At 61.1% G+C, this 23,762-nt stretch carries 23 protein-coding genes; 13 read left to right on the top strand and 10 right to left on the bottom strand.

The genetic code is table 11. The features are described from left to right. Genes ACIQUH_RS10455 through ACIQUH_RS10445 form a run of 3 tightly spaced genes read left to right on the top strand, consistent with a single transcriptional unit; the run spans position 1 to position 2,716 of the window. Positions 1 to 1,134, top strand: coding sequence for an ABC transporter ATP-binding protein (locus ACIQUH_RS10455; RefSeq protein WP_400814522.1), 1,134 nt, complete (start codon positions 1 to 3; stop codon positions 1,132 to 1,134). After that, positions 1,131 to 1,844, top strand: coding sequence for a glycerophosphodiester phosphodiesterase family protein (locus ACIQUH_RS10450; protein ID WP_269344489.1), 714 nt, complete (start codon positions 1,131 to 1,133; stop codon positions 1,842 to 1,844). The genes ACIQUH_RS10455 and ACIQUH_RS10450 overlap by 4 nt, the downstream gene beginning before the upstream one ends. Next, positions 1,841 to 2,716, top strand: coding sequence for an endonuclease/exonuclease/phosphatase family protein (locus ACIQUH_RS10445; protein WP_400814519.1), 876 nt, complete (start codon positions 1,841 to 1,843; stop codon positions 2,714 to 2,716). The genes ACIQUH_RS10450 and ACIQUH_RS10445 overlap by 4 nt, the downstream gene beginning before the upstream one ends. A gap of 273 nt (positions 2,717 to 2,989) precedes the next feature. Here ACIQUH_RS10445 and ACIQUH_RS10440 read toward each other — a convergent pair whose 3' ends face one another. After that, the gene (locus ACIQUH_RS10440; RefSeq protein WP_400814517.1) at positions 2,990 to 3,532 is read right to left on the bottom strand and encodes a TetR/AcrR family transcriptional regulator; all 543 of its coding nucleotides are present in this window, start codon (positions 3,530 to 3,532) and stop codon (positions 2,990 to 2,992) included. A gap of 69 nt (positions 3,533 to 3,601) precedes the next feature. On the opposite strand from ACIQUH_RS10440, the gene ACIQUH_RS10435 reads away from it, so the two are divergent. After that, positions 3,602 to 4,603 (top strand): SDR family NAD(P)-dependent oxidoreductase, encoded by a 1,002-nt coding sequence (locus ACIQUH_RS10435; protein WP_400814515.1) that lies wholly within the window; start codon positions 3,602 to 3,604, stop codon positions 4,601 to 4,603. A gap of 230 nt (positions 4,604 to 4,833) precedes the next feature. Here the strand turns inward: ACIQUH_RS10435 and ACIQUH_RS10430 are convergent, their stop codons facing one another. The 7 genes from ACIQUH_RS10430 to ACIQUH_RS10400 form a co-directional block, all read right to left on the bottom strand. Then, entirely contained in the window at positions 4,834 to 5,139 is a 306-nt protein-coding gene (locus tag ACIQUH_RS10430) for a hypothetical protein (RefSeq protein ID WP_400814513.1), read from the bottom strand. Between the two features lie 120 nt (positions 5,140 to 5,259). Continuing rightward, positions 5,260 to 6,354: a hypothetical protein gene (locus tag ACIQUH_RS10425; protein ID WP_400814511.1), complete on the bottom strand. Its 1,095-nt coding sequence runs from the start codon at positions 6,352 to 6,354 to the stop codon at positions 5,260 to 5,262. Continuing rightward, positions 6,351 to 7,763 carry a hypothetical protein gene (locus ACIQUH_RS10420; RefSeq protein ID WP_400814509.1) on the bottom strand — a complete coding sequence of 471 codons (1,413 nt, stop codon included), beginning with the start codon at positions 7,761 to 7,763 and terminating at the stop codon, positions 6,351 to 6,353. The genes ACIQUH_RS10425 and ACIQUH_RS10420 overlap by 4 nt, the downstream gene beginning before the upstream one ends. Positions 7,764 to 8,077: 314 nt before the next feature. Next, a complete protein-coding gene (locus ACIQUH_RS10415; RefSeq protein WP_400814507.1) occupies positions 8,078 to 9,607 on the bottom strand; it encodes a sugar ABC transporter ATP-binding protein in 1,530 nt (509 codons plus the stop codon). 1 nt (position 9,608) lies between these two features. Further along, positions 9,609 to 10,577: an ABC transporter permease gene (locus tag ACIQUH_RS10410; protein ID WP_400814505.1), complete on the bottom strand. Its 969-nt coding sequence runs from the start codon at positions 10,575 to 10,577 to the stop codon at positions 9,609 to 9,611. Positions 10,578 to 10,587: 10 nt separating this feature from the next. Further along, positions 10,588 to 11,631, bottom strand: coding sequence for an ABC transporter permease (locus tag ACIQUH_RS10405; RefSeq protein ID WP_400814503.1), 1,044 nt, complete (start codon positions 11,629 to 11,631; stop codon positions 10,588 to 10,590). A 120-nt stretch (positions 11,632 to 11,751) separates the two neighbouring features. Continuing rightward, positions 11,752 to 12,792 carry a sugar ABC transporter substrate-binding protein gene (locus tag ACIQUH_RS10400; protein ID WP_400814501.1) on the bottom strand — a complete coding sequence of 347 codons (1,041 nt, stop codon included), beginning with the start codon at positions 12,790 to 12,792 and terminating at the stop codon, positions 11,752 to 11,754. A gap of 150 nt (positions 12,793 to 12,942) precedes the next feature. On the opposite strand from ACIQUH_RS10400, the gene ACIQUH_RS10395 reads away from it, so the two are divergent. The 7 genes from ACIQUH_RS10395 to ACIQUH_RS10365 are packed head-to-tail and all read left to right on the top strand — an operon-like array spanning position 12,943 to position 19,318. Further along, entirely contained in the window at positions 12,943 to 13,692 is a 750-nt protein-coding gene (locus ACIQUH_RS10395; RefSeq protein ID WP_400814499.1) for a GntR family transcriptional regulator, read from the top strand. A 19-nt stretch (positions 13,693 to 13,711) separates the two neighbouring features. Then, entirely contained in the window at positions 13,712 to 14,440 is a 729-nt protein-coding gene (locus ACIQUH_RS10390) for an SDR family NAD(P)-dependent oxidoreductase (protein WP_400814497.1), read from the top strand. 10 nt (positions 14,441 to 14,450) lie between these two features. Next, entirely contained in the window at positions 14,451 to 14,777 is a 327-nt protein-coding gene (locus ACIQUH_RS10385; RefSeq protein ID WP_400814495.1) for an L-rhamnose mutarotase, read from the top strand. Between the two features lie 11 nt (positions 14,778 to 14,788). Next, positions 14,789 to 16,258, top strand: coding sequence for a mannitol dehydrogenase family protein (locus ACIQUH_RS10380; protein ID WP_400814493.1), 1,470 nt, complete (start codon positions 14,789 to 14,791; stop codon positions 16,256 to 16,258). Between the two features lie 10 nt (positions 16,259 to 16,268). Next, positions 16,269 to 17,468 carry a mannonate dehydratase gene (gene uxuA / locus ACIQUH_RS10375; RefSeq protein WP_400814491.1) on the top strand — a complete coding sequence of 400 codons (1,200 nt, stop codon included), beginning with the start codon at positions 16,269 to 16,271 and terminating at the stop codon, positions 17,466 to 17,468. Further along, complete coding sequence (locus tag ACIQUH_RS10370) at positions 17,465 to 18,454, top strand: aldo/keto reductase (protein WP_400814488.1); 990 nt, start codon at positions 17,465 to 17,467, stop codon at positions 18,452 to 18,454. The genes uxuA and ACIQUH_RS10370 overlap by 4 nt, the downstream gene beginning before the upstream one ends. Positions 18,455 to 18,484: 30 nt before the next feature. Beyond that, positions 18,485 to 19,318, top strand: coding sequence for an amidohydrolase family protein (locus ACIQUH_RS10365; protein WP_400814486.1), 834 nt, complete (start codon positions 18,485 to 18,487; stop codon positions 19,316 to 19,318). 87 nt (positions 19,319 to 19,405) lie between these two features. Here ACIQUH_RS10365 and ACIQUH_RS10360 read toward each other — a convergent pair whose 3' ends face one another. Beyond that, positions 19,406 to 19,768, bottom strand: a complete 363-nt coding sequence (locus ACIQUH_RS10360; RefSeq protein WP_400814661.1) for a hypothetical protein — start codon at positions 19,766 to 19,768, stop codon at positions 19,406 to 19,408. 238 nt (positions 19,769 to 20,006) lie between these two features. On the opposite strand from ACIQUH_RS10360, the gene ACIQUH_RS10355 reads away from it, so the two are divergent. Next, positions 20,007 to 21,695, top strand: coding sequence for a dihydroxyacetone kinase family protein (locus tag ACIQUH_RS10355; RefSeq protein WP_400814484.1), 1,689 nt, complete (start codon positions 20,007 to 20,009; stop codon positions 21,693 to 21,695). Positions 21,696 to 21,826: 131 nt separating this feature from the next. Here the strand turns inward: ACIQUH_RS10355 and ACIQUH_RS10350 are convergent, their stop codons facing one another. Further along, on the bottom strand, positions 21,827 to 22,285 hold the full coding sequence (locus ACIQUH_RS10350) for an Lrp/AsnC family transcriptional regulator (RefSeq protein ID WP_400814482.1): 459 nt from the start codon (positions 22,283 to 22,285) through the stop codon (positions 21,827 to 21,829). Positions 22,286 to 22,408: 123 nt separating this feature from the next. Here ACIQUH_RS10350 and ACIQUH_RS10345 point away from each other — a divergent pair, with 123 nt between their 5' ends. After that, the gene (locus ACIQUH_RS10345) at positions 22,409 to 23,692 is read left to right on the top strand and encodes a cystathionine gamma-synthase family protein (protein WP_400814479.1); all 1,284 of its coding nucleotides are present in this window, start codon (positions 22,409 to 22,411) and stop codon (positions 23,690 to 23,692) included. Positions 23,693 to 23,762 lie beyond the last annotated feature (70 nt).

Genomic DNA, 23,762 nt, shown 5'->3' with positions numbered 1-23,762 from the left:
ATGGCAAAGATCACACTCGACAAAGTCACCAAAAGCTGGGGCCAGACCCAGGTGCTTCGGCCGATGGACCTCACCATCAACGACGGCGAATTTGTCGCCATCCTCGGTCCTTCGGGGTGCGGGAAATCGACGACGCTGTTCCTGCTCGCGGGCCTCTATGCCCCGACCTCGGGACAGATCCTCTTCGACGATCACACCGTCAATCGCGTCGACGCCCGCGACCGCAATGTGGGCATCGTCTTCCAGTCCTATGCACTCTATCCGCATCTGACGGTGCAGCAGAACATCGCCTTTCCGCTGCGCTTCAAGGATGTTCCGAGGGACGAAGCCGACAGGCGGGTGCGCGAGGCGGCGGCCCTCGTGCAGGTTGACATGTTGCTCGAGCGCCGTCCCGGACAGCTTTCCGGCGGCCAGCAGCAGCGTGTGGCGCTGGCCCGCGCGCTGGTGAAGGAGCCGAACATCCTTTTGCTCGACGAGCCGCTCTCCAATCTCGATGCGACGCTGCGTATCGCCATGCGCGCCGAGATCAAGGCGATCCAGGCCCGCCTCGGCATCACCACGCTAATCGTCACCCACGACCAGATCGAGGCGACGACCATGGCCGACCGGATCATCTGCATGAACAACGGCAGCATCGCGCAGACCGGTACGCCCGACGAACTCTACCGCAGCCCGCGCGACATATTCGTCGCCGGCTTCATCGGCTCGCCGCCGATCAACCTGATCAAGGGCGAGGCGTGTGTCGACACGGTGCTGGTCGGCGAACGGGTGATGAACCTTTCCGCGACCTACCGCGGCGATATCACCTTCGGCCTGCGGCCCGAGGACATCGCAATGATTGCACCGGCGGAGGCGGCGATGACCGGCAAAGTATCGCTGATCGAGCCGATGGGCCGCGAGATATTCTACACGCTGGACACCGCGTTTGGCCGTCTGCACGCGCTGGAAGCCGGTGAGAAGGCGCGCTTCGCGATCGGCGAAGCCGCCGGCCTCACCTTTGATGCGGAGCGCACGCTGTTCTTTAATGCCGAGGGTAACCGGCTTCCGGGCCTCCACGCCGATATCACCACGACCATCCATGAGCCCGTGCCGTCCGCGTTCCAATCTTCCCATGCGGCGGAGGTCGCCCAATGACGCTGATCGTTTCCCATCGCGGCGCAAACGCCTTTGCACCGGAAAACACCTTCGCTGCGGCGGATCTGGCCCTGAAGCAGGGGGCGGATTACATCGAACTCGATGTTCGCGAAAGCGCCGACGGCGTGCTGTACGTGCTGCATGACGAGACGTTCGAGCGGACGACGAACGGCACCGGCCCCATCGGTCACGCCTGCGCGCAGGAGATCGACAGGCTCGATGCGGGCGCCTGGTTCGGGGTGGAATTCGCGGGCGAGCCCGTGCCGCGCCTCGATGCCTATCTGGAGCATCTGCGCGGCCGCTGCGGCGTCTATATCGAGCTGAAGCTTTGCGACCCGGTCAAACTTGCGGCACTCGTTCGCGATCTCGGCATGGTAGATGACACGTTTTATTTCTCCTTCAGCGCGCAGATGCGCGACGGTCTTCATGCCGCTGCTCCCGAGTTTCGCAAGATGATCACGCTCGACATGGCGAAATCGCCGTCGCTGGCGGGGCCGCTGCATCATGCGTCGATCCTGGAGATCACGCCCGCGCAGATGATGCGTCCGGGTCTTGTCGACACCTGCCGTGCTGCCGGACTGGACGTCATGGTCTATTACGGCGGCGACGATCCGGCCACGCATCTCGAGATCGCCGGAGCCGGCGTGGATTACATCAATCTCGATCGTCCCGACCTCTTTGCCGAAGCACGCGGGAGGATCGCGGCATGAAGCTTGTTTCCTACAATATCCAGTACGGGCTCGGCGCCGACGGGCGCTACGACCTTGCCCGCATCGCCGATGAAATCCGCGATGCCGATATCATCGCGTTGCAGGAAGTGGACCGTTACTGGGCGCGCTCCGGCATGGTCGATGAGCCGCAGGTCATCGCCGATGCGCTTGGCGACCGCTATTGGGTCTATGGCGCCAATGCCGACATGGATGCGAGTTTTCGGGGCAGCGAGGGACGCCTCGTCTCCCGCCGCAGACAGTTCGGCACCATGGTCCTGTCGCGTTTTCCGATCCTTTCCAGCCGCAATTTCCCATTGCCGAAATTCGCGACGCTGACGCAGCACTCGATCCAGCAGGGCATGCTGGAAACGGTGATCGCGGTGGGTGAAGGGGCGTTGCGCGTCTACAGCGTCCATCTCAGCCATCTCTGCGCGGAGACCCGCCTGCCGCAGGTGGAGGCCATGCTCGATATTTTCGCGCGGGCGCCCGCGGAGGGGGGAGCATGGTGTGGCGGCCATCCCGATCCCGCCGCTGGCTGGACGGAGGGCGCGATGCCGCCGATGCCGCGCGACATGGTGGTGATGGGCGACATGAATTTCACCGCCGACAGCGCTGAATATGCCCGCATGATCGGACCGCAGGCGGGCCAATACGGCCGCCTCGTCAATCGCGACGGGCTTGCCGATGCCTGGGTTGCCGGGGGAAACCAGGAAGGTGAGGGCAGCACCCATCCGCAAGGGGGCCGCATCGATCATTGTTTCGTTTCCGCATCGCAGGCAGGAAAGGTAAGACGCTGCTGGGCTGACAAAACGGCAAAAGGCTCAGATCACTATCCCCTTTGGACGGAGCTGGACGACTTGAGCGCCGCATAAGGGCCCGTGGCGATCGAAGGGCAGGATAGCGTTCCCTGAAAGTTGAAGGTCACAGCGTTCGCCTGATCCCGTTCTTCCCGAGCGTGGGAGGCTGCGGCAAGGCACGGTTTCCAGGCTGCGCGTTATCGGCTATCGCTGACGCGTGAGCGTTGCCTTTATTGTGTAAGGCGACATGATCCACATTCTTGGTATTTTCTATGGCGGGCGAGATGTTCTCAGCCTGCTTGAAGAGCGCGTCTGAACTCGTGTTACTGCTCGGGTTGAAGACAGGCGTTAGCCGCGAACAAAATTGTCCACCAGCAGTCTTACGCGTTGTTCAAGGACGGGAACAGTCGGTTCATCTCCGATTTGCCCATCCAACGCCAACAGGAATACTTCGGCCGCTTTATCATGGTCCAGTATCGCCGCGATGCACTCATGTGCTACCGTGCGGTGAAGCGCATCGACCTCCGGATCGAGACGCTCGCATACCTCGAAAAATTCTCCCGCCATGGGCGCACCCGTCATGTCGGCCCATGGTTCGATCATCATGATGCGGCACACTTCAAACAGGCGTTCCTGGGGCGTTCCGGTCGTTGCTGCAGCCTCGCGCGCACGCGGATGCCGTGAGATAAGCCAGTGGCGGAACACGGCCGTGTAAATATCCTCCTTGTCGCTGAAAATCCTGTAGAGCAGTGTCCGGGATAGGCCGGCGCGCTTGGCGATATCGTCCAATGATGTCTTGGAATACCCGAAATTCAAGAAGCACCATCGTGCAGCCTGCAGGATCGTGTCACGACGCGTCGCCGCTTCTTCTGGGGTGATTTTCGGTGCCATGCGCCTTCGTGACGAATTTCATGCTTTTTGTCAACATAAGTCGCCGTTGCCCTTGACCCAGACGCCTGTATGCTCAATATTGACATTATGAACTATATTTGTCGCAACGTACACAATGATGCGGATAGCCGCAATACGTTAACCCAGAGAGAGCATTTGAAGATGAGTAAGGTTTGGACCCCTGTCGACATTCCGTCGCAGGCGGGGAAGCGCGTTATCGTTACCGGCGGCAACAGCGGTATTGGTTGGTATACGGCACTGGAACTAGCCCGCGCCGGTGCGGAGGTGACGATTGCGGCGCGCAACGAAGCAAAGTGCGAGGATGCAGCCAGGAGAATTCGCGAGGTCATTCCAACCGCTCAAGTCCGCTCCGGTATGCTGGATCTTTCCGATCCCGGGTCCGTGCAAAGCTTTGCCGAAAGCCAGCTTGAAGACAGTCGCCCGATCGACATGTTGATCAACAATGCCGGTATCATGGGCCTTCCCAAGCGCGAGGTTAGCGTAGATGGCCATGAATTGCAGTTCGCGACAAACGTCTTCGGACCCTATCGGCTGACCGGCCTGCTCTTGCCTGCGCTGCTGCAGGCGGCCCGTCCCCGCGTCGTGACGGTTGCATCCGGCACACATAAAATGTTCAAGCCAGGGCCGATAACCGATTTCGAGAATAAAACGAATTACGTCCCGATGCGCGTCTATGCCAAGACGAAACTTGCCAATGTCCTGTTCGCCCGGGAGCTGCAGCGACGTGGCGGCGACCGGCTGCTCTCGACCATCAGCCATCCCGGTGGCGCAAGGACCAATCTCTTCGCTGCCACGACCTTTAGCACCAAGATCGCCGGTATTTTGACGTATCCTCTCCTGCAGACGTCGGAAAAAGGTGCCTGGTCCACGCTCATGGCCGCGACCCTGCCGAATGCGCGGCCCGGCGGTTATTACGGTCCCGGCGGCTTTCTGGAACTGCGTGGCAATCCTGTTGAGGCCCATACCGCATCTTATGCGGATGATCCGGTTGCCTGGCGCGCTCTTTTTGACGACCTTGAGCGCATTTCCGGTTTCAAATACGCGTTCTAGCGGAGGCAGAATTCCTCCGGCCTGTTTGATCGAACAGCCCTGGTATTGCCGGGGCTGTTCTGCTTCTTCGCCATTGGACAGGGAGCCTTCTCCCGTTGTCGAGATCGGCGCCCTGAGCGGCGGCATACACGTTACGCCGTGCAGCTTCAAAAATTAACGAGCTCACATGGGACATTCTGAAAACTTCAGAAAACAAGCGCGCCCATCCGGATATGGTACGGCAGGAAACCTCAGATGCCAGACCCATCGAGCTCCCGGTCGTCGTCGCCTTCCCAGGGGGTGGGCATCGATGGGCTATCGATATCGGCCGTGGGCATCGGCATCCAACACTTCAATTCCGGCTCCGAATACGCGATGATCCGCCCCGGCGACGAGTCAGAAGCACGCCAGCCTTCTGAACCGTACTGGTCACCCTTCGACCAATACGCAAGGTCTACCTGCGACGGCCCTTGTTCGGACGAGCGGATTGTAACGAGAATGCGATCGCCATTTTTCGGCGCGCTTGCCATATGCCGCCATCGGCGTGGTTGATCCATTATTTTCCCTCCGTCTTGGCTTTTAATTGTGGCCTTGCCGTCGAAGAGGTCAACCAAAACTTTGCATGGGCCCTCTGTCGATCCGACGGGTGCCAGATTTATTTGGAACCAACTATCGGGTTAATTGCGGATCCATTTCTCGGGCGGCAGGTTGCCGCCCAGAGGAGCGATAAAAAACGCTTCGCCGTCTCGGGTAGCCGCAATATTGTGAAGGGCCGATCCGGATGTTCCCTGTGGCAGGGAAATGGCTATGTTCGCTGCGCCCTGACATCCTTTTTCGACGGGTAAAGGTGCCTTGCAATCGGTGCTGACCGGGAAAATCTGTACGTTGCCCGCGCCAGTGAAGGTCGTTGTGCTGCTGGAAACAAAAAGCTGAGCGGATGTTGCCGTGTCATTGCCGAGAGCCAGGCCGTAGACGCCGAGAGTGCCGAAACATTGCAATTGCTGGAGGAATCTTCCGTTCTGCTCAAAGATCTGGACGCGGTTATTGAGCGCGTCGGCGACAAAAACCCGGTTGCAGCGATCCGTTGTGATGGCGTGCGGCAGATTAAATTGTCCGGGGCCGGATCCGGCCTTGTTGCCCGGTGCCGACCAGACCTGCAGAACCTTGCCGGTTTCGGGATCAAGCGAAAGGACGCGGTTGTTCAATCCGCCAACGTCGCCGTCCGTGACCCACATCAAACCGTTGCCGTCAAAGGCGACATCCGTGACCTTGTCGAACTGCACCGGATCCAGACCACTGCCTTGACTGTTGGCGCCGCAGACGCCGATGCTGCCGAGATAATTGCCGTCCGGCGTGAATTTCTTGATGCAATGTCCAAATGCGCCGCCGGCTGTATTGGGCGGCGCCATATCGGTAATCCAGGCAAATATTTTCCCCTGTGCGGCTTTTTGAAAGGTCAGGGAATGCGGCTCGCCGAGCCACTCCGTCGACCATGACGAAACGAGCCGGCCATCGAGCGTCCAGATTGAGACCGCAGGCGGGCCTCTCTGCACCATGTAAAGCTGATCGCCCGCAGGCGACAAAGTCATCCAGCTGACATTCTGCAGATTGAAGCTGCCGATCTCCGGAAAATTTTTGTCCTCGGAATAGATTTCCTGCGCGCTGGCGGTTGCGCCGACAAAGAAGCAGGCAAGGGCAAATATCAGAGATCCGCCCGCCCTTGCCGCTGCCTGAAACAAGCCTTTGGTTGAAAGGGAAACAGAGACACTCATTTTGATCCGGTCCCGCGAATTGCGGCACCTTTCGGCGGGCTCGCCTTTAGTGCTCCCGGTTTGGGTTTAGCCAAGCAGAGCGCCGGAAGGTCGAAGAATTCGGGCGGGAACCAGACGGGTGATTCCTGATAGTCGTAATAATCGGCGAGAGCGAGGCTGGTGCCGCCCTCGGCGATGGTCGATGCGGATTCCATGAAGGTGACCGGCCGGCTGCGCGTGCCGTCCGATCCTGGAAACGGGCTATACCATGTCCAGAGATACCGCCCTTGTGGATATTCCTTCGTCGGCGGGAAGAGGACCGAGATGATATTGGTCGTCTGTCCGGGTGAAAGGGCCGGGTTGTTGTGGATCGAAGCATGGATGGTGCCGTCCACGGCGGGAATGCGCGCCCAGTCCGGAGGCTCCTGCCCAAGCCCGATATTGTCGCATGACCAGACGATCGGGAAAGGATAGCCGCGCGAAAGGAAGAAGGTCTCGTTGTAAATATAGCCGCTGCCGGCAAGCGGAGGCGGCGTGGTTCCGGATGGAGCGACGCCATAAAGCATGGCCACCTGATCCTGAAACCCGGCGCTCGGATTATATTCATAGGACATGATGGTGGCCTGCCCGCGATCGGACGCCACACGGTAACCCTCATTCGGTTTCCACTGATACAGAACGACGGTCGGTAAAGGCATGCTCTTGGAATCGACCGGGGTCATATAGGTTGTCATGAAGAAGCAGGAATTCCAGACGACCAGTTTCTGGTTGTTCGGGTTGCCGGGTTGGAAACCGGCAATCACGGGGTCGACCCAGGTATCGACATTTGGCGATGAGGCCGGCGCAAAGCTCGGGAAATAGGTGAAGGAGAAATTCTGGAAAAAGGCAAGTTGGCCGGGATCTCCCATGGCCGGAGACGATGGCGGGGCGCCGAACATCAGGCGGAACGGCAATTGCGAAGCCGTGTCGAACCACATCCATGTCGTTGCGTTCGAACCGGGAACCGGCTGTTTCCACCAGTCGACTTCCTGGGCCTCCATCCAGTTCAGGTAACCGGTCTGGAAGTAGGATGGCTGATTGTTCAGCCAGTTCTGCGTCGGCAGCGTCCAGCCCATGTCGACCACGGTCCAGGTCGCGCCTTTGTTGGTGGATAGCTGTGTGCCCTGCGGGGTGATCCTGTACCACCAGGTACCGTAGTCGAGCCCCACCACGCAGATGGACATGACCTGATTGGCGATGAAGCTGATATGCGCAATGCACATCTGGTAAAATGGTGTGGTTTGCGGGTCGTTGCGCGGTGGCGGGCTGAAGGAATGCAGAAGGGCGGTGCATTGCCAGGCCGCGGGCAGGGCCGGAGGTTGAGCATCCGCTTTCGTCCTTAATTGCGGAGGTCTGGCAACCGGAAAAAGTCCATGGGCTAAAGCGGGCATGATAACCTCCTCTTTGCGCCTGACCGATTGCAGGCGAGACCAGCACAATTTCTGCGTGAGGTTACGGCATCAGAAAGATACTCTCAATAGTAGATTTACTCTCCGAAAAGTTGTTGTCGGAAATGCTCGTATGACGTCTCGGGGAGCAGCGTTTGAGCTGGAATGCCGTGAATAGGGCGATGGACGTAGGCATTGGCAAGAGTCAAAGATTTTATGGAACAGCGCCGCGTCATCGGGCCAGGCGTCACCGGGTGATGGGATTGCTTGACGAAGGCTGCGATCTGGACTCCCGGCGCTGATCCGGGACTCTGGTCTTAGGCTGGCTCGGCTTCCTTTTCGCGATGGATGAGGCTCATGATCGCATAGCTCATTGTGTCGTAAGTGCCGGTATTCTCGACCTCGCCCTGAACGCGGTAGTCATTCATGACGACGATCCGGTCGGCGAGTGCCACCATCTCTGGCATATCGCTGGTAATCACCACCACGGCCGTGCCCTGATTGGCGAGATCGCGCAGCAGATCGTGCAGATAGGCTTTGGTCTTGATGTCGATGCCCACCGAGGGCTCGTCGACAATCAGGATATTCACCCCCGCCGCCAGCCATTTGGCGACGCTGATTTTCTGCTGGTTGCCGCCGGAAAGATTGCCGACGGTCTGCGCGAGGCTCGGCGTCTTGACCTCAAGCCGTTCCAGAAAGGGGAGGACGGATCGTTGCACGCTGGCGTCGGAAAGATCGCCCAGAAAACCCGCAAGCTTGCGCCAGATGACGATGCCCGCATTGGCGAGAACGGAGTGGGGCAGAACCAGCCCCTCCTTCTTGCGGTCTTCGCTGACATAACCGAGGCCGTAACGATGGATCGCATCGGCGACGGAGGTGATGCGGGTCGGCTCGCCGTTGATCAGCACGTCTCCGCCGGTGACCGCGATCTGGCCCATGATCGCCTTGGCCAGTTCGGTGCGCCCGGCGCCGATGAGGCCATAGAGACCGAGGATTTCGCCCTTGCGGACGGAAAGGTCGATGCCGCGATGGCCGATCGCGGTGGCGACATTGCGCAGTTGCAGCGCCACCGGATTTCCGCCGACATCACGTTTGCGCCAGCTCCCGCTGTTTTCACCGCGCCCGATCATCAGCCGGACCAGATCCTGCCGGCCCAGCCCCTGCATCGGGCGGCTTTCGCAGGCGTTGACGCCGTCGCGCAGCACCGTCACCCGGTCGCAAATCTCCTGCACTTCCTCCAGCTTGTGGCTGACGAAAACAAGGCTGACGCCGTTGTCGCGCAGACGCCTCAAAATGGTGAAGAGCGTATCCGTCTCGCCTGATGTCAGCGAGGCGGTCGGCTCGTCCAGCAACAGCACGCGGCTTTGCAGCGAGAGCGCCTTGGCGATCTCGACAAGCTGCATCTTCGCGACGGACAATTCGGAAACCGGGGTTGCCGGATCGATATCGAACTGCAATTCGTCGAGCCAGCGGCGCGCCTTGCGATTAAGTTCGGCATAGTTGATCGGCCGCAATGCGTGGCTGCCGAGCCGCTCCAGATGGATGTTTTCCGCGACGGAAAAACGTGGAATGAGGTTGCGCTCCTGATGCACCACGCCGATACCCTTGGCGATGGCGTCATGGGTGCTGGAGAAATGGACCTCCTCGCCGCCGAGCAGAAGCTGTCCGGCGGTCGGGCGGTGAACGCCGGTGATCACCTTGATCAGGGTCGATTTGCCGGCGCCGTTCTCACCCAGCAGTGCGTGGATGGAGCCCGGCAGCAGCGACAGCGAAACGCCATCGAGCGCCCGCACACCGGGGAAGACTTTCTCGATGCGGCGCGCCTCGAAAATGGGGGAAATGTTCATGTTACGCCCTCCGGCCTGCAAGCCGCACCTGACGCAGCCGGTTAACGCCGACGGCGGCGAGGATCAGCAATCCAAGCACCACCTGCACCAGAAATGGATCGATGGAAAACAGCACCAGCGCCTGTGTTATCAGCGCCACGATGACGACCCCGAGAAAGGTTGCCGCGACGCTGACATGGCCGCCGGCCAGAACCGCCCCGCCAATGACGGGCGCGGCGAAGGACAGGATCAGCCAGTCATCCCCGATCGATGGCTGGCCGATCTGCAGCCGCGCCACCAGCAACATGCCGGCGCTGGCCGCAAGTATGCCGGAAATGGCATGTGCGAGGATCACGGTACGGCGCACGGATATGCCAGAAAGGGAGGCCGCGTGTTCGTTGCCGCCCACGGCAAGGATGAAGCGGCCGGCGGGCAGACGTGCGAGCAGGAACCACAACACGCCGGCGGCGATCAGGGTCGGAAGAAGCAGCATCGGCACCGGGCCGATCAAGGTGGCCGTGCCCAGTTCCTTCACGCTTTCGGGAATGCCGTAGAACGGCTGTGCGCGGGTGATGCCCAGATTGATGCCCTTATAGATCGATAGCGTCGCTAGCGTGATGACAAAGGCCGAAATGCCGGTGACGGAAATCAGCACACCGTTCAGCACGCCGCAGGCCATGCCCGCCAGCAACGCGGCAATCGCGGCATAGGGCGCGGGCACGCCCCATACTTCGACCATGCCGGCAAAGGCGACGGCGGAAAGTCCGCCGATGGCGCCCACCGACAGGTTCATCTGGCCGATGGCGATGATGATCATCTGCGAGAAGGCGATCAGCACGTTGATGGCGACGGCCAGCAGCAGGATCTGGATATTGAAGGCCGAAAGAAAGTTCGGGCTGAAGCTGCGGATGACCGCAACCGTGATCAGCACGGCCAGAAGCGGCCCGAACCAGTCGGCCCTGGTGAGACGGAAAAGAAATGAACTTTTCACGACGGTCTCCTCACACGAGATTGCGGTAAGCGAGATAGCTGCGGCGCGCCTTGTCCATGAAGACGGCGACCAGCAATAGCAGGCCAAGGAAGGATTGCACCCAGAATTCACCCAGCTGGAGCAACAGCAGGCCGCTGGTCAGCAATGTGACGAGCGTCGCGCCGAGGCAGGTGCCAAGTACCGGCGCCTTGCCGCCATTGAGCAGCGCGCCGCCGAGCACCGGACCGAGGAAAGCCGGCAGAAGCCAGTCCTGTCCGAGTTGTCCCGCCATGGAGGGAATGGCCGCGCCATTGCGCGACACCAGCATCAGCGCCGCGATTGCCGCGAGCGCACCGGACAGCATGTGACAAAGAACCGTGATCCGGCCCACGCGGATGCCGGAAAGCTCCGCCGCTTCCGGCCGCGCGCCGGCGGCCAGCATCTCCCGGCCGAGCACGCTGCGGCGATAGAGCCAGACGAGAACCATCGCGACGACAAGCGTGACGATGAGCAGCGGCGAGACATAGCCGAGGATTTTCATCTTGCCGAAGCTGCCAAACAGCGACGGCAGGTTGCGATAGGCCTCGGCGCGGGTGAGGAAAATCATCGTCCCGAAGAAGATGCTCATGGTCGCAAGCGTGATGATGAAACTGTGAAGGCCGGTGCGCACCACGGCAAAGCCGTTGATGAAGCCGAGGCCGGCGCCCAGCGCCATCGCGCAGATCAGCGAAACGGTCCAGTGCAGTTGCAGCACCTCGATCGCATAACCGCAGAGCATGGCCGCGCAGACCCCGATCGCGCCCACCGCAAGGCTCAGCCCTCCGGTAACGATGACCGTCATCATCGACAGGCCGATCATGATGTTGATGGCGGCGCTGCGCCCAAGTGTGAACAGGTTGAAAGGACTGAGAAATCCCTTGGCTGTCAGGCCGAAGACGATAGCGAAGACGACGATGAGCAGGATCAGGCCGAACTCGTTTGATACGAAGATGCGGCTGAGCGGCATGCCCGCGCTAAGAGAAGGGCGGCGTTTGTGAATGTCTTCCGCGGCGGCTGGTATGTCATGCGACGACATGGAACGTTCCTCGAAATTCTCGCGATGCGCACGGCCTGCCCCCGAAACGGGCAGGCCGTTATGCGATACCGGGCGGGACGGGAGAGGCGTTGTTGCCTCTCCCGTCCGTTATCGGGTTGCTCACTTGCAATCGAGGTAAGTCGCCTCGAAATTGGCGAGCAGGGCTTTCGTTCCTTCGCGCATCGTATCGACATAAGTGTCGACCTTGGCCGCATCGATGAAGGCGGTGCCGGAATCGATGAACCTGGCCGTCAGCGCATTCGACTTGAACGGTGCGTTCTCCTTTACCTTGCAGCCCAAGCGCAGCTTGTCGACAGCGAAGGAGCCGACATAACCCTGACCATAGGGATTCTGGATCATCGTTCCGTCGAGGAAACCGTCCTTGATCGCCTTCAGAACGACCTCGTCATGGTCGATGGCGACCATGCGGATGCGCTTGTCGCCTATCCTGCGCAGGGAATTGGCGGCAACCACCGAAGGCACCCACGCCGAGGCGATGATACCATCGACCTCGCCCGAATGGGCGGCCAGATAAGCGTTGATCTTTTCTTCGGCCGGCTCGGGGGCGTCGATATCGGCGATGACCTGAACGACCTCATTGCCGGATTCGTCCGCGGCCTTCTTCACGGCGTCGATGCGAAGCTGGGTGTTGGGATCGACGAGAAAGCCGGTCAGATGCAGGATGCGCTTCTTGCCGGAGCCCATCACGCGGATCAACTCCTTCGTGCCGAGATAAGCGGAGTTACCGGTATCGGTGCCGAGGCAGAAGGCTGCTGCCGACGGATCTTTGAAGCAGCCGCCGGCGGCGACGACAGGCGCATCATTGGACGACAGTTCGTCCACCGTGGAGACCGAGCCGACCGGGTCGCCGGGGAATATGACAAAACCGTTGTAGCCTTGGGCGAGCGAGCTTTCCAGAAGCTGGTTCTGCTGCGAAAGTTCCCACTTTTGCGGCACCTTGTAGTCCGCAGCCTTGAGCTTGAAATCCCTGGCCGCATCGGCTCCCGCCTGTTCCCAGGCGGCAAAATAAGGGTGAGGCCCACCCGGCACCAGCGCAATCGACGTATCGTCCTGCGCATGGGCCAGTCCGGCGGCGCCGCTCCCGATCATGCCGGAAAGCAAAAGGCCGCAAAGGGCGCGTGTCATTCCTGTTTTCATCATTCCCGTAAACCTCCTCCAAGGTGCGCGTTTTGTGCGCGACGCGATGGCCAGGGTGGAATTTCCGTTGCCCACTTGCCATCGTGGCTGGGACACTATAATACTTGTATCCAAGCTGCAAATGGAATCTTCCGTTCAATTCGAGGGCATCATATGAAACTTCCTTCCAATGCTGCGTCATGGCCCGGCGGTCCGGGCACCACGCTCGGCGAGACAGGGCTCGAAGGTCTGGATCTGGTGCTGGATCGCCACCGCTCCGCGACCGATCAGGTGCACGCGGTATTAAGGCAGGCAATCGTCGATGTGCGGTTGGCGCCGGGAAGCCAGATCAGTGAGAATTCGATCTGCCGCCAGTTTTCGGTGTCGCGCACGCCGGTGCGCGCTGCCATTCAGAGGCTCTCGGAGGAGGGGCTGGTGGACGTTTATCCGCAGGTCGGCAGTTTTGTCGCGCCGATCCGCCTTGTCGGACTTCAGGACAGTCACTTCATTCGCCGCTCCCTGGAAATTGCCCTGCTGCGCGAGGTCGCAACGCTCTGGAAGCCGGAGATGAGCCGCGCCATGCGGGATATTGTGGCCGAACAGGAGCGTTTCATCGCCGCTGGAGATGGAGACGGATTTTTCCGGGCCGATGAAGCGTTCCATCATCTGCTCGGCACCTTTGCCGGCCGCGAGGGCGTCTGGCAGGCGATCCTTGCCGCCAAGGTTCCGCTGACGAGGTTCCAGCGGTCCTGGCAGACGGCGGAGCGTTTGCCCGATGTTATTCGCGAACATCTCGCGGTGGTCGATGCGCTTGATCGCGGCGACCCGGCATGCGCCGAGCAGGCGTTGATAACCCATCTGGACATGATCTTCGTGGCTGTCGAACGCATGTCGGAAGAACAACGGAAAAACCTGACGGCTTAATCGTATAGGAAGAAAATTCATGGAGCTGAAGAACAAGGTGGCCCTGGTCACGGGCGCGGCCGGCGGTATCGGCAGCGCGATCGTCACGGCATTGACCGCCGCCGGCGCGCATGTGCTGGCCTTTGACCGCGATGCGGCGGCTGTGGCACGTCTCGGCGCCGAATGCGAGCCCGTCGCTGCCGATCTCGCCGATCCCGAAGGTGCCGTCGCTGCGGTACAGGATGTGCTGGCGCGTCACGGGCGTATCGATATTCTCGTCAACAATGCGGGTATTCTGTCACCCCACAAGCTGGCCGCGACAACGCTCGAGGAATGGCGGCGGCTGATGGCCGTCAATCTCGACGCCGCTTTCCTTCTTAGCCAAACGGTCGCTCCGGCCATGCAGGCGAACCGGTGGGGCCGGATCGTCAATATCGGCTCCTATGCCGCGAAATCGGGCGGGCTGACGGCCGGCACCGCCTATGCGGTTTCCAAGGCCGCTCTGGCGGGGCTCACCTTCTCGGTGGCGAGGGAGCTTGCATCTTCGGGTGTTACCGCCAACGCCGTCGCGCCCGCCTTCGTCGTGTCGCCGATGATCATGGAACAGCTTTCCGAGGAAGACAGAAACCGGCAGCTCGCCGCCATTCCTGTGGGCCGGCTATGCGAGCCGGAGGAGGTGGCCCATGCCGTGCGCTTCCTTGCCTCGCCGCTCTCCGGCTTCATGACGGGCGTGGTGCTCGACATGAATGGCGGGCTGCAATTCGGCTGAGGAAACAGGCATGCGCTACGGAATGGTGATCGGGTTGCAGGACCATATGGTGGAGGAATACCGGAAGCTTCACGCCGAGGTCTGGCCGGAGGTGCTGGCGGTGATATCGGCAAACGGCATCCGCGACTTCACGATTTTCCTGAAGGAGCCGGAAAACCTGTTGTTCGGCGCTTTCGATTATGACGGCGACGATTATGCCGAAGCTGCTCGCAGCATTGACGCCGATCCCGTCTCCCAGCGTTGGTACAATTTGACCAAACCGTGCCAGAAGCCGCTCGACACGCGCAGAAGCGGCGAGTGGTGGGCCTTCATGGAACCGGTTTTTCACCTCGATTGAAAGTTTGTGCCATGTCGAATTCCCGTCTTTGTCAGGCTGCCCTTCCCGCCCTGCCGGCCGCCATCGCCTTGCCGGCCTATGACCGCGCCGGCGTCACGCCCGGCATCGTGCATCTGGGTGTCGGCGCCTTTCATCGCGCCCATCAGGCGGTGTTCGTTGATGATTGCCTTAATCGTGGTGAAACGGGATGGGGCATCGTCGCCGCGTCGCTGCGCAGCCCCGACACCCGCGACGCCATCGGACCGCAGGACAATCTTTATACCTATTGCGAACGCGACGGCCGGGACGAGAGGTTTCGTGTCATCGGCTCCATCCTCGAAATGCTGGTCGCGCCGGAAAACCCCGCCCGGCTTGTCGACCGGCTGTGCGACCCGCAGGTGCGGATCGTGACGCTGACGGTGACGGAGAAGGGTTACCTCGCCAACCTGTCGGAAGGGACGCTCATGCGCGACCATCCCGACATCCGCCACGATCTCGAAAACCCGGAAGCACCGCGTTCGATATACGGTTTCCTGCTGTCGGCGGTCCGCCGCCGCCGCGCCGAGGGGTCGGTGCCGCTGACGCTGCTGTCCTGCGACAACCTTCCTTCCAATGGCCAGGTGCTGCAAACACTGCTGGTGGAATTTGCGAGAATAAACGACCCCGATCTGGCGGATCATGTCGCCCGCAATGTTTCATGCCCCTGCGTGATGGTCGATCGTATCGTGCCGGCCACGACGGGTGTCGACCGGCTTGCGGTCGCCCATGGCCTTGGCATCATGGATGCCTGGCCGGTCGTTGCCGAGCCGTATTTTCGCTGGGTGATCGAGGATCGCTTTCCGCATGGCCGCCCGCAACTGGAGGCATCCGGTGTCGAATTCGTCGAAGATGTCGTACCTTACGAGCATATGAAGCTCAGAATGCTGAACGGCGCCCATACGGCCATTGCCGCCATCGGCCAGGTCGCCGGGCTTGCGACCGTTGCCGACGTCTATGCGCAGGCGCGGGTGCGGACCTTCATCGACCGCTACTGGCGGGAGGTCGCGACCACACTGTCGCCGCTCGTCAGCGGCGCGGATTATGCCGCGGGCCTGCGGGGCCGCTTCGCCAATCCCGCCTTGCGGCATCGGGCGGTGCAGATCGCTTCGGATGCGTCGCAGAAGGTGCCGCAACGTATTCTTGCGCCGCTGATGGAGCTTCGCGGCGACAGGCGCGCACATGGTGCGGTGATGATGGCGCTTGCGCTATGGATCCGGTCCTGCGCCGCCCGCAACGAGGCGGGCGAGCCGATCGTCATTCAGGACCCCGTCTTCAACGGCTGGGCGGCTCCCGATCAGGATGTCCTGCCCGCCGAAGCGGTGATCGAGCGGTTTCTCAGTTTCGACCGGGTGTTCGGCGGGCAATGCCGGGCCGAACCGGAATTCGTTGCGGCCCTGACGGCCGCTTATCACGCAATCCGGACGAAAGGCGCGCTGAACGCCATCGGAATGATGACAGGTTGAGGAGAGAAAAATGCAGGAGACATGGCGCTGGTACGGCGAAACCGACCCGATCACGCTCGAGCACGTTCGCCAGACAGGCGCATCCGGCGTCGTAACGGCGCTTCACGAAATCCCTGATGGCACGTCCTGGCCGGCGGAGGATATCGCCCGCCGCAAGGCGATGATCGAAGCCGCCGGACTTTCGTGGTCTGTCTGCGAATCCATCCCGATGGAGCAATGCGTCAAGCGCGGCGACGCAGACGCACCGAAGGCCATCGCCCGGTGGAAGGATACGCTCGCCAATCTCGGCCGGGCAGGCATCCCGGTCGTCTGCTACAATTTCATGCCGGTGGTGGACTGGACCCGTACCGACCTGCGCTGGCGCACCCGTCGTGGCACCGGGCTGGCGCTACGTTTCGAGATGACGGATTTCGTCGCTTATGACGTGTTCATCCTGCAACGTCCCAAGGCGGCGGATGACTACGATCCCGCTGTCTTGGCCAGGGCCGAGGCGCGGGCTGCGGCAATGGGCGAGGATGAAAAGCTGCTGCTTGAACGCAATATCATCGCCGGCCTGCCGGGTGGGGCGCTGGTGCAGACGCGCGCCTCCATCATGGCGTTGCTGGATAGTTTCAAAGGTATCGACGCGGCCACCATGCAGGGTAACCTGGTCGCCTTCCTGAAGGAAGTCGTGCCGGTTGCCGAGGAATACGGCGTGCTGCTCGGCATTCACCCCGACGACCCGCCATTCTCGCTGTTCGGATTACCGCGCGTCGTCTCCACGCCGCAGGATGTGCGCAACATCCTTGCCGCCGTCGACAGCCCCCATAACGGCATCACGCTCTGCACCGGCTCCTACGGCTCGCGCCCCGACAATGATCTGGCGGCGATGGCGGCGGAATTCGCACCGCGCATCAATTTCGCGCATCTGCGCAACGTCACCGTCGAGGCGGACGGTTCGTTCTTCGAGGACGATCATCTGGATGGCGATGCCGACATGGTGACGGTCATCGAGGTGCTGCTGCGCGAAGAGCGCCGCCGGGCCGCTGCCGGGGAGGGCCGCGCTTCCATTCCCTTCCGGCCCGATCACGGCCATCTGCTTGGCGACGATATCGGCAAGAAGACCAATCCCGGCTATTCCTATATCGGCCGGATGAAAGGGCTGGGCGAGCTTCGCGGCGTTGCGCGCGCCGTCGCCCGTCAACTCGACCGCGAGGAGGCAAGGGCATGAACAGCCGCGAACTCGGTTCCACGGGCTTAAGCCTCAGCACCCTGTCATTTGGCGCGGCCGGCATCGGTAATCTCTACCGCGAGGTGTCCCACGAGGATGCGATGGCAACGCTGGAGGCGGCATGGGCGGCCGGTATCCGTTATTTCGATACCGCACCCCATTACGGTCACGGCCTTTCCGAGCGGCGGCTGGGCGATTTCCTGCGCGGCAAGCCCAAGGGGTCGTTCGTTTTGTCGAGCAAGGTCGGCCGGGTCCTGAAACCGGTGCCGGAAAGCGAGGTTCCCGAATACGGCTTCGTGCGGCCGCTGCCCTTCGCGCAAGTCCACGATTATAGCTATGACGGCATCATGCGCTCCTATGAGGACAGCCTGACGCGGCTTGGGCTGAACGCGATCGATATTCTCTACATCCACGACCTTGAGGTCACGACGCTGGGTGAGCAGGGTTATGCGCGCCATTTCGCCTCGTTCCTCGAAAGCGGGGCGAGGGCGCTGACAGAGCTGAAATCCTCTGGCGCGGTCAAGGCGATTGGGCTTGGCGTCAATGAGGTTCCGGCCTGCCTTAACCTCATCGACCGGTTTTCGCTCGACGCGATCCTGCTGGCCGGCCGATACACATTGCTGGACCGTTCGGCCGAGCCGGAACTTCTCGATCGCTGCCGAAAGGCCGGCACGAAGCTGATCATCGGCGGCGTGTTCAATTCCGGCATCCTCGCAACCGGCGCGCAGCCGGGCGCGACGTTCAACTATACCGAGGCCCCGCCCGATATCATGGACAAGGTGCGGGCGATGGAGGCCGTGGCGACGCAGGCGGGAACGACGCTCGCCGCCGCCGCCATGCACTTCCCGTTGCGGAACCCGCTGACGGCAAGCGTGCTGATCGGCACCGCCAAGCCTTCCAGTCTCAGGCGAAACGCGGAGATTTTTGCCACGCCGGCGCCGGAGGACGCGTGGCCCCGCTTCGACGCGCTGGCGCTGTCACAGTAAATTCGGAAGAGCGACGATTGGAGGATGACTATGCGCCGCATCGATTGCCACATGCATTTCTGGACGCTGGCCATGGAGCCGGACTATTCGCACTGGCTCAGCCCCGAACGCAAAATTCTCTATGGCGATTACGGACCGCGCGACGCCCTGCCGCTGATGGCGAAAAACGGCGTCGAGGGCGTGGTCGTCGTGGCGGCCGCCGCGTCCCATCATGAGATCGGCTATCTTCTCGGGCTGGCCGAAGGTCACGACTTCATCAAAGGCGTCGTTGCCTGGCTCGACCTTATGGATCCCGAGATCGTTGCCCGCCTTGGGACATGGGCCCGTCACAACAGGCTCAAGGGCATTCGCCCCTATCTTGAAAACCTGCCGGAGGACGACTGGATTCTCAAACCCGAACTCGACCCCGCCATTCGGGCAATGCAGGCGTTTGGCCTGCGGTTCGATGCCCTGATCAAGCCGAGGCACATTCCTCATACGCTCAGATTCATCGAACGTTATCCCGATCTTCCGGTCGTCATCGACCACATGGCCAAGCCCGATATTGCCGGCGGCGCGCTGGAGCCGTGGAGGCGCGACATGGAAAATTTCCGCGACCTTAAACACGTCCATTGCAAACTCTCCGGCATCGTCACCGAAGACGGTCCCGACTGGAGCCCCGAACGCCTGCGGCCCTATATCGAGGCCGTTATCGATATCTTCGGGCCAGAGCGCCTTATTTTTGGAAGCGACTGGCCGGTCGTCAACCTTGTCGCCGATTATTCCGCGTGGATTGAAACTCTCGGCGAGGCGATGTCTTCCCTGACCCGAGCCGATCAACAGAATATCTGGGCCCTGAACGGTGAACGCTTTTACGGGCTCTGATGGCCAACGGATTTGCATCGGCGTAACGCCTGCCTATGGCAGGCGAGGCGGCTCGGGCAATGCCGGGCAGATCCGGCTCCCCGGGCTTCAGGCTTCGACGGGTTCGCTAACGTCGTCCAGAAGAAAGTGCACGATCACATAGGACGTGGTGTATTTCTGGCCGCTAGCGGACACACTCTCATCGCTGCCACCGTCGGAGGGATGCCATTGCTGGTAATGGGGGTTGTTGGCGATCAGCGTGATCGCTTTACCCGAGAACCGGCCGTTCAGCCTGTAGCGAGCCTCTGCGAGAGGCCAGATCTTTTCAAAATCCTGCTGGCTGATACGGGTTTTCAAGGCCTTTCTGGATATCGTTTTTCCGGGCGAACCATCGTCATGTGCTGCCAATGGAATATGCAGGTCAACCTCTTCGGCATCGTCCAGCAAAAAGGCGAGTTCGTCTGGCCACATCCGTCTCACGTATCGCTCCTCCCAAAGCTTACCGTCCTGAAGAACAGTCATGATAGCGCCTCCGTCGCGAGAGGCAATGGCGGAAATGCACCTGTGTTTCCCTCGCAAGAGATGCGTTCCAGTACCCCGCGTTCAAATTGCGGGAACTTGAATTTGGCCGGCAGATCGTGCTTGTTCACGGTCAGCAGGGCACATGTGCGTCCCCCGCCAGTTGACGAACCGCATCGAGGAGTAAGGCATGAAGAAGCTCATCAACGATCCAGCCACCGTCGTGCGGGATATGCTCGAAGGCGTGGTGGCCCTCAGCCCTGCGACGATCCTGCTTGCAGATGAGAACGTCGTTATCCGGTCTGGCCTTCCGGAGGCGGAAAAGCGCAAGGTGGCGGTCCTGTCGGGCGGAGGCAGTGGTCATGAGCCAGCGCATGCGGGCTATGTCGGCGCGGGCATGCTGACCGTTGCGGTGGCAGGCGATGTCTTCACCTCGCCGAGCACCGATGCGGTTCTTGCCGGTATCAGGGCGGCGGCCGGACCCGCCGGGGCTGTGGTTATCGTCAAGAACTACACGGGCGACCGGTTGAATTTCGGATTGGCGGCCGAGCTGGCAAGGGCTGAAGGAATTCCGGTCGAGATCGTGGTCGTTGCCGATGACGTTGCGTTGAAGGACACGGTTCCCGCCGATCGCCGCCGGGGTATTGCGGGTACGGTGTTCGTTCACAAGCTTGCCGGGGCGGCTGCGGAGCAGGGTCTTCCCCTTGATGAGGTGGCGAGGATCGCGCGGGAAGCCGCCGGAAGATTATCCTCCATGGGAGTATCGCTGGGTTCCTGCACGCTCCCTGCCGTCGGCAGGCCGGGCTTCGTTCTTGGCGAGGCTGAAATCGAAGTCGGGCTCGGAATTCATGGCGAGCAGGGCGTCCGGCGGATGCCTGTCGCATCGGCGGACGAGCTTGTGCAGCTGGTCCTCGAAACGATCGAAGCCGATGGCAAGCTAAAGAGCGGAGACCGGGTTGCTCTTCTGGTCAACGGGCTGGGAGCAACGCCGCCAATGGAACTTGCGGTCGTGGCGCGATCCGCGGTCGCGCACCTTGAAGCAAAGGGCGTGGTGGTGGAGCGGGTATGGGCCGGAACCTTTCTCTCCGCCCTGGACATGCCGGGTTTTTCTTTGTCGGTCCTGCATGTGGATGACGCAGCGCTCAATCTCATGGATGCCCCGACCGATGCCGGTGCATGGCCGCGCGGCGGCGCGGTGAACCGCGAGCGGGTTTTGCCTTCGGCGGGCGTCGAGCAGATCATGACTGCGGAAGGCAAGACAACGGCAGCCGGCGAACGACTACGGTCCGCCGCAGGGCTGGTTGCCGAAGCCATGATCGCGGCGGAGCCCAAACTGACGCAGCTGGACAGTGTTACGGGCGACGGTGACCTCGGCACAAGCATGGTCCGGGGTGCCGAAGCAATCCTTGCGCTGCCGAAGACGAGCTTCGGAGATGTTTCCGACGGCTTGATGGCGATGGCAAACGCCATGCGGAAGGCGATCGGCGGAAGCTCAGGCCCCTTTTACGCCAAGGGCCTGATGCGCGCTTCGCGTCATCTTGCCGGGATTGAACAGCCGACGGCCCGGCAGATGGCGGAAGCATTTACGGCGGCCGTTGCCGCAGTCTCGGAACTCGGTGGTGCCAAGCCGGGAGACCGCACGATGATAGATGCGCTTCATCCCGCGGCCGAAACGTTCCGGGATAAACTCGCCGCGGGAGCTTCGACGGAAGAGGCCTGGCGATCCGCCACGGCGGCGGGCGTCGCGGGCGCCGAGGCGACAGCGTCCATGATGCCGCGGCTCGGGCGGGCAAGCTATCTTGGCGAGCGGGCTGTCGGACATCCCGATGCGGGCGCGGTCGCCGTCGGCCTCTGGCTAGAAGCAATCAGCAACGACTAGCGCCGATGGGCAGCGGGCCGGAACCGGCATGCTCGACGCGCAGCCGAGCATAACGAAACAAGGGCGATCTCGGCCTCTCAGACGCAGGTCGAGATGGTTGAGAGCTGGGATTGCCGCCTCGGGCGCGAAGCTCAGATGCGCCGCGCCTTGATCGTATTCATGACAAAGCTGGTCTCGATGGTGTCGACACATTTAAGCTTTGCGATCTTGTCCTTGATGAAACGCTCGTAATCCTCCAGCCCGCCGCACATGACCTTGAGCATATAATCCCTCGTGCCCGTGACCAGGTGACATTCGAGAACCTCGTCCCAGTCAAGAACCGCCGCCTCGAACATCCGGATTTCGTCATCGTGCTGGCGGCTGAGGCGGACGGAAGCAAGGGCGGTCATGGTCCATCCCTCGATTGCCGGATCGATGATCGCGGAATACCCTTTGATAACACCCATTTCCTCCAGGCGTCGAAGCCGCCGCAGACACGCGGATGCCGACAGTCCGACCCGTTCTGCGAGTTCGTTATTGGTGATCCGCGCATCCGCAGACAATTCCCTGATGATCCGCCTGTCGATCGGATCTGCAATTTTCTGCGACATAAATGACCATTCTCCGCAATATATTGCTTCATCAGACATATCAGCGCCTCAGAATGCAAGGTATTTTGGTTTCAATGCGTGTAACCTGCAGACAGTTAAACGCCAGCTGAGGGATCATCGGAAATGACCGCGCCGCATCCGTCCAAAACCCATATTGGCAACCACGCCCTTCATCCCGAAACCCAGATGCTCAACTACGGCTATGATCCGGAATTGTCCGAGGGCGCCGTAAAGCCTCCTGTGTTCCTGACATCGACCTTCGTCTTCAAGTCGGCAGAGGACGGGCGCGACTTCTTCGATTATGTCTCCGGGCGCAAGGAGCCGCCCGAGGGCAGGGGGGCGGGCCTCGTCTATTCGCGTTTCAACCACCCGAACAGCGAGATCGTCGAGGATCGTCTTGCCGTTTATGAACGCACGGAGAGCTGTGCGCTCTTCTCCTCCGGCATGTCCGCCATTTCGACGACGCTTTTCGCCTTCGTCCGTCCCGGCGACACCGTGCTCCATTCCCAGCCCCTATATGGCGGCACGGAAACACTGCTGGCGAAAACCTTTCATAATTTCGGCGTATCGGCCGTAGGTTTCGCCGACGGTGTCAGCGAGTCCTCGGTGATGGCCGCGGCGGAGGAGGCGATGGCGAAAGGCAGGGTGTCCGTCATCCTCATCGAGACCCCCGCCAATCCGACAAACAGCATTGTCGACATCGCGATGATGAGCCGGGTTGCCGGCGTGATTGGCGAAAAGCAGGGGCACAGGCCAATCATCGCCTGCGATAATACGCTTCTTGGCCCCGTGTTCCAGCGGCCCATCGAACATGGCGCGGATATCTCGCTTTACTCGCTGACGAAATATGTCGGCGGGCACTCCGACCTTATTGCCGGGGCCGCGCTCGGTCGGAAGGATGTCATGAAACAGGTGAAGGCATTGCGTGGAGCAATCGGCACGCAGCTCGATCCCCATTCGTGCTGGATGCTCGGACGTTCCCTTGAGACGCTGCAAATCCGGATGGAGCGGGCGGACAGCAACGCCAGGGTCGTGGCGGAATTCCTGAACGCGCATCCCAAGGTCGAGAAAATCCATTACCTGTCGTTCAGCGATCCGGTATCCGCGGTCGGCAAGGTGTTTGCCGCTCAATGTTCCGGCGCGGGATCGACCTTCTCGTTCGATATCGTCGGTGGGCAGGCCGCATCTTTCAAATTCCTCAATGCGCTCAACATATTCAAACTCGCGGTAAGCCTTGGCGGTACGGAGTCTCTTGCGTCTCATCCCGCAACGATGACGCATTCGGGCGTTCCTGCCGATGTCCGCCAGCGGATTGGCGTTCTCGATTCGACGATCCGGCTGTCAATCGGGATCGAACATCCCGACGATCTTATCGCCGACCTGACCCTTTCGCTGGATCAGGTCTGACGAACAGGTTGCCGACAAGCTGTAACCGCGCGCCAAAGGTTGTCCTTTGCAGGTGTATCGATGTATCTGG

Source organism: Agrobacterium sp. NPDC090283 (assembly GCF_044769685.1).
Classification (GTDB): domain Bacteria; phylum Pseudomonadota; class Alphaproteobacteria; order Rhizobiales; family Rhizobiaceae; genus Agrobacterium.
The sequence above is the reverse complement of the archived record's forward strand: the minus strand, read 5'-3'. Positions and strand labels throughout refer to the sequence as shown.

Coding starts and splice junctions, on each gene's coding strand:
- ACIQUH_RS10455 (WP_400814522.1), top strand. CDS start 1: ATGGCAAAGATCACACTCGACAAAGTCACCAAAAGCTGGGGCCAGACC.
- ACIQUH_RS10450 (WP_269344489.1), top strand. CDS start 1,131: ATGACGCTGATCGTTTCCCATCGCGGCGCAAACGCCTTTGCACCGGAA.
- ACIQUH_RS10445 (WP_400814519.1), top strand. CDS start 1,841: ATGAAGCTTGTTTCCTACAATATCCAGTACGGGCTCGGCGCCGACGGG.
- ACIQUH_RS10440 (WP_400814517.1), bottom strand. CDS start 3,532: ATGGCACCGAAAATCACCCCAGAAGAAGCGGCGACGCGTCGTGACACG.
- ACIQUH_RS10435 (WP_400814515.1), top strand. CDS start 3,602: ATGCTCAATATTGACATTATGAACTATATTTGTCGCAACGTACACAAT.
- ACIQUH_RS10430 (WP_400814513.1), bottom strand. CDS start 5,139: ATGGATCAACCACGCCGATGGCGGCATATGGCAAGCGCGCCGAAAAAT.
- ACIQUH_RS10425 (WP_400814511.1), bottom strand. CDS start 6,354: ATGAGTGTCTCTGTTTCCCTTTCAACCAAAGGCTTGTTTCAGGCAGCG.
- ACIQUH_RS10420 (WP_400814509.1), bottom strand. CDS start 7,763: ATGCCCGCTTTAGCCCATGGACTTTTTCCGGTTGCCAGACCTCCGCAA.
- ACIQUH_RS10415 (WP_400814507.1), bottom strand. CDS start 9,607: ATGAACATTTCCCCCATTTTCGAGGCGCGCCGCATCGAGAAAGTCTTC.
- ACIQUH_RS10405 (WP_400814503.1), bottom strand. CDS start 11,631: ATGTCGTCGCATGACATACCAGCCGCCGCGGAAGACATTCACAAACGC.
- ACIQUH_RS10400 (WP_400814501.1), bottom strand. CDS start 12,792: ATGATGAAAACAGGAATGACACGCGCCCTTTGCGGCCTTTTGCTTTCC.
- ACIQUH_RS10395 (WP_400814499.1), top strand. CDS start 12,943: ATGAAACTTCCTTCCAATGCTGCGTCATGGCCCGGCGGTCCGGGCACC.
- ACIQUH_RS10390 (WP_400814497.1), top strand. CDS start 13,712: ATGGAGCTGAAGAACAAGGTGGCCCTGGTCACGGGCGCGGCCGGCGGT.
- ACIQUH_RS10385 (WP_400814495.1), top strand. CDS start 14,451: ATGCGCTACGGAATGGTGATCGGGTTGCAGGACCATATGGTGGAGGAA.
- ACIQUH_RS10380 (WP_400814493.1), top strand. CDS start 14,789: ATGTCGAATTCCCGTCTTTGTCAGGCTGCCCTTCCCGCCCTGCCGGCC.
- uxuA (WP_400814491.1), top strand. CDS start 16,269: ATGCAGGAGACATGGCGCTGGTACGGCGAAACCGACCCGATCACGCTC.
- ACIQUH_RS10370 (WP_400814488.1), top strand. CDS start 17,465: ATGAACAGCCGCGAACTCGGTTCCACGGGCTTAAGCCTCAGCACCCTG.
- ACIQUH_RS10365 (WP_400814486.1), top strand. CDS start 18,485: ATGCGCCGCATCGATTGCCACATGCATTTCTGGACGCTGGCCATGGAG.
- ACIQUH_RS10360 (WP_400814661.1), bottom strand. CDS start 19,768: ATGTGGCCAGACGAACTCGCCTTTTTGCTGGACGATGCCGAAGAGGTT.
- ACIQUH_RS10355 (WP_400814484.1), top strand. CDS start 20,007: ATGAAGAAGCTCATCAACGATCCAGCCACCGTCGTGCGGGATATGCTC.
- ACIQUH_RS10350 (WP_400814482.1), bottom strand. CDS start 22,285: ATGTCGCAGAAAATTGCAGATCCGATCGACAGGCGGATCATCAGGGAA.
- ACIQUH_RS10345 (WP_400814479.1), top strand. CDS start 22,409: ATGACCGCGCCGCATCCGTCCAAAACCCATATTGGCAACCACGCCCTT.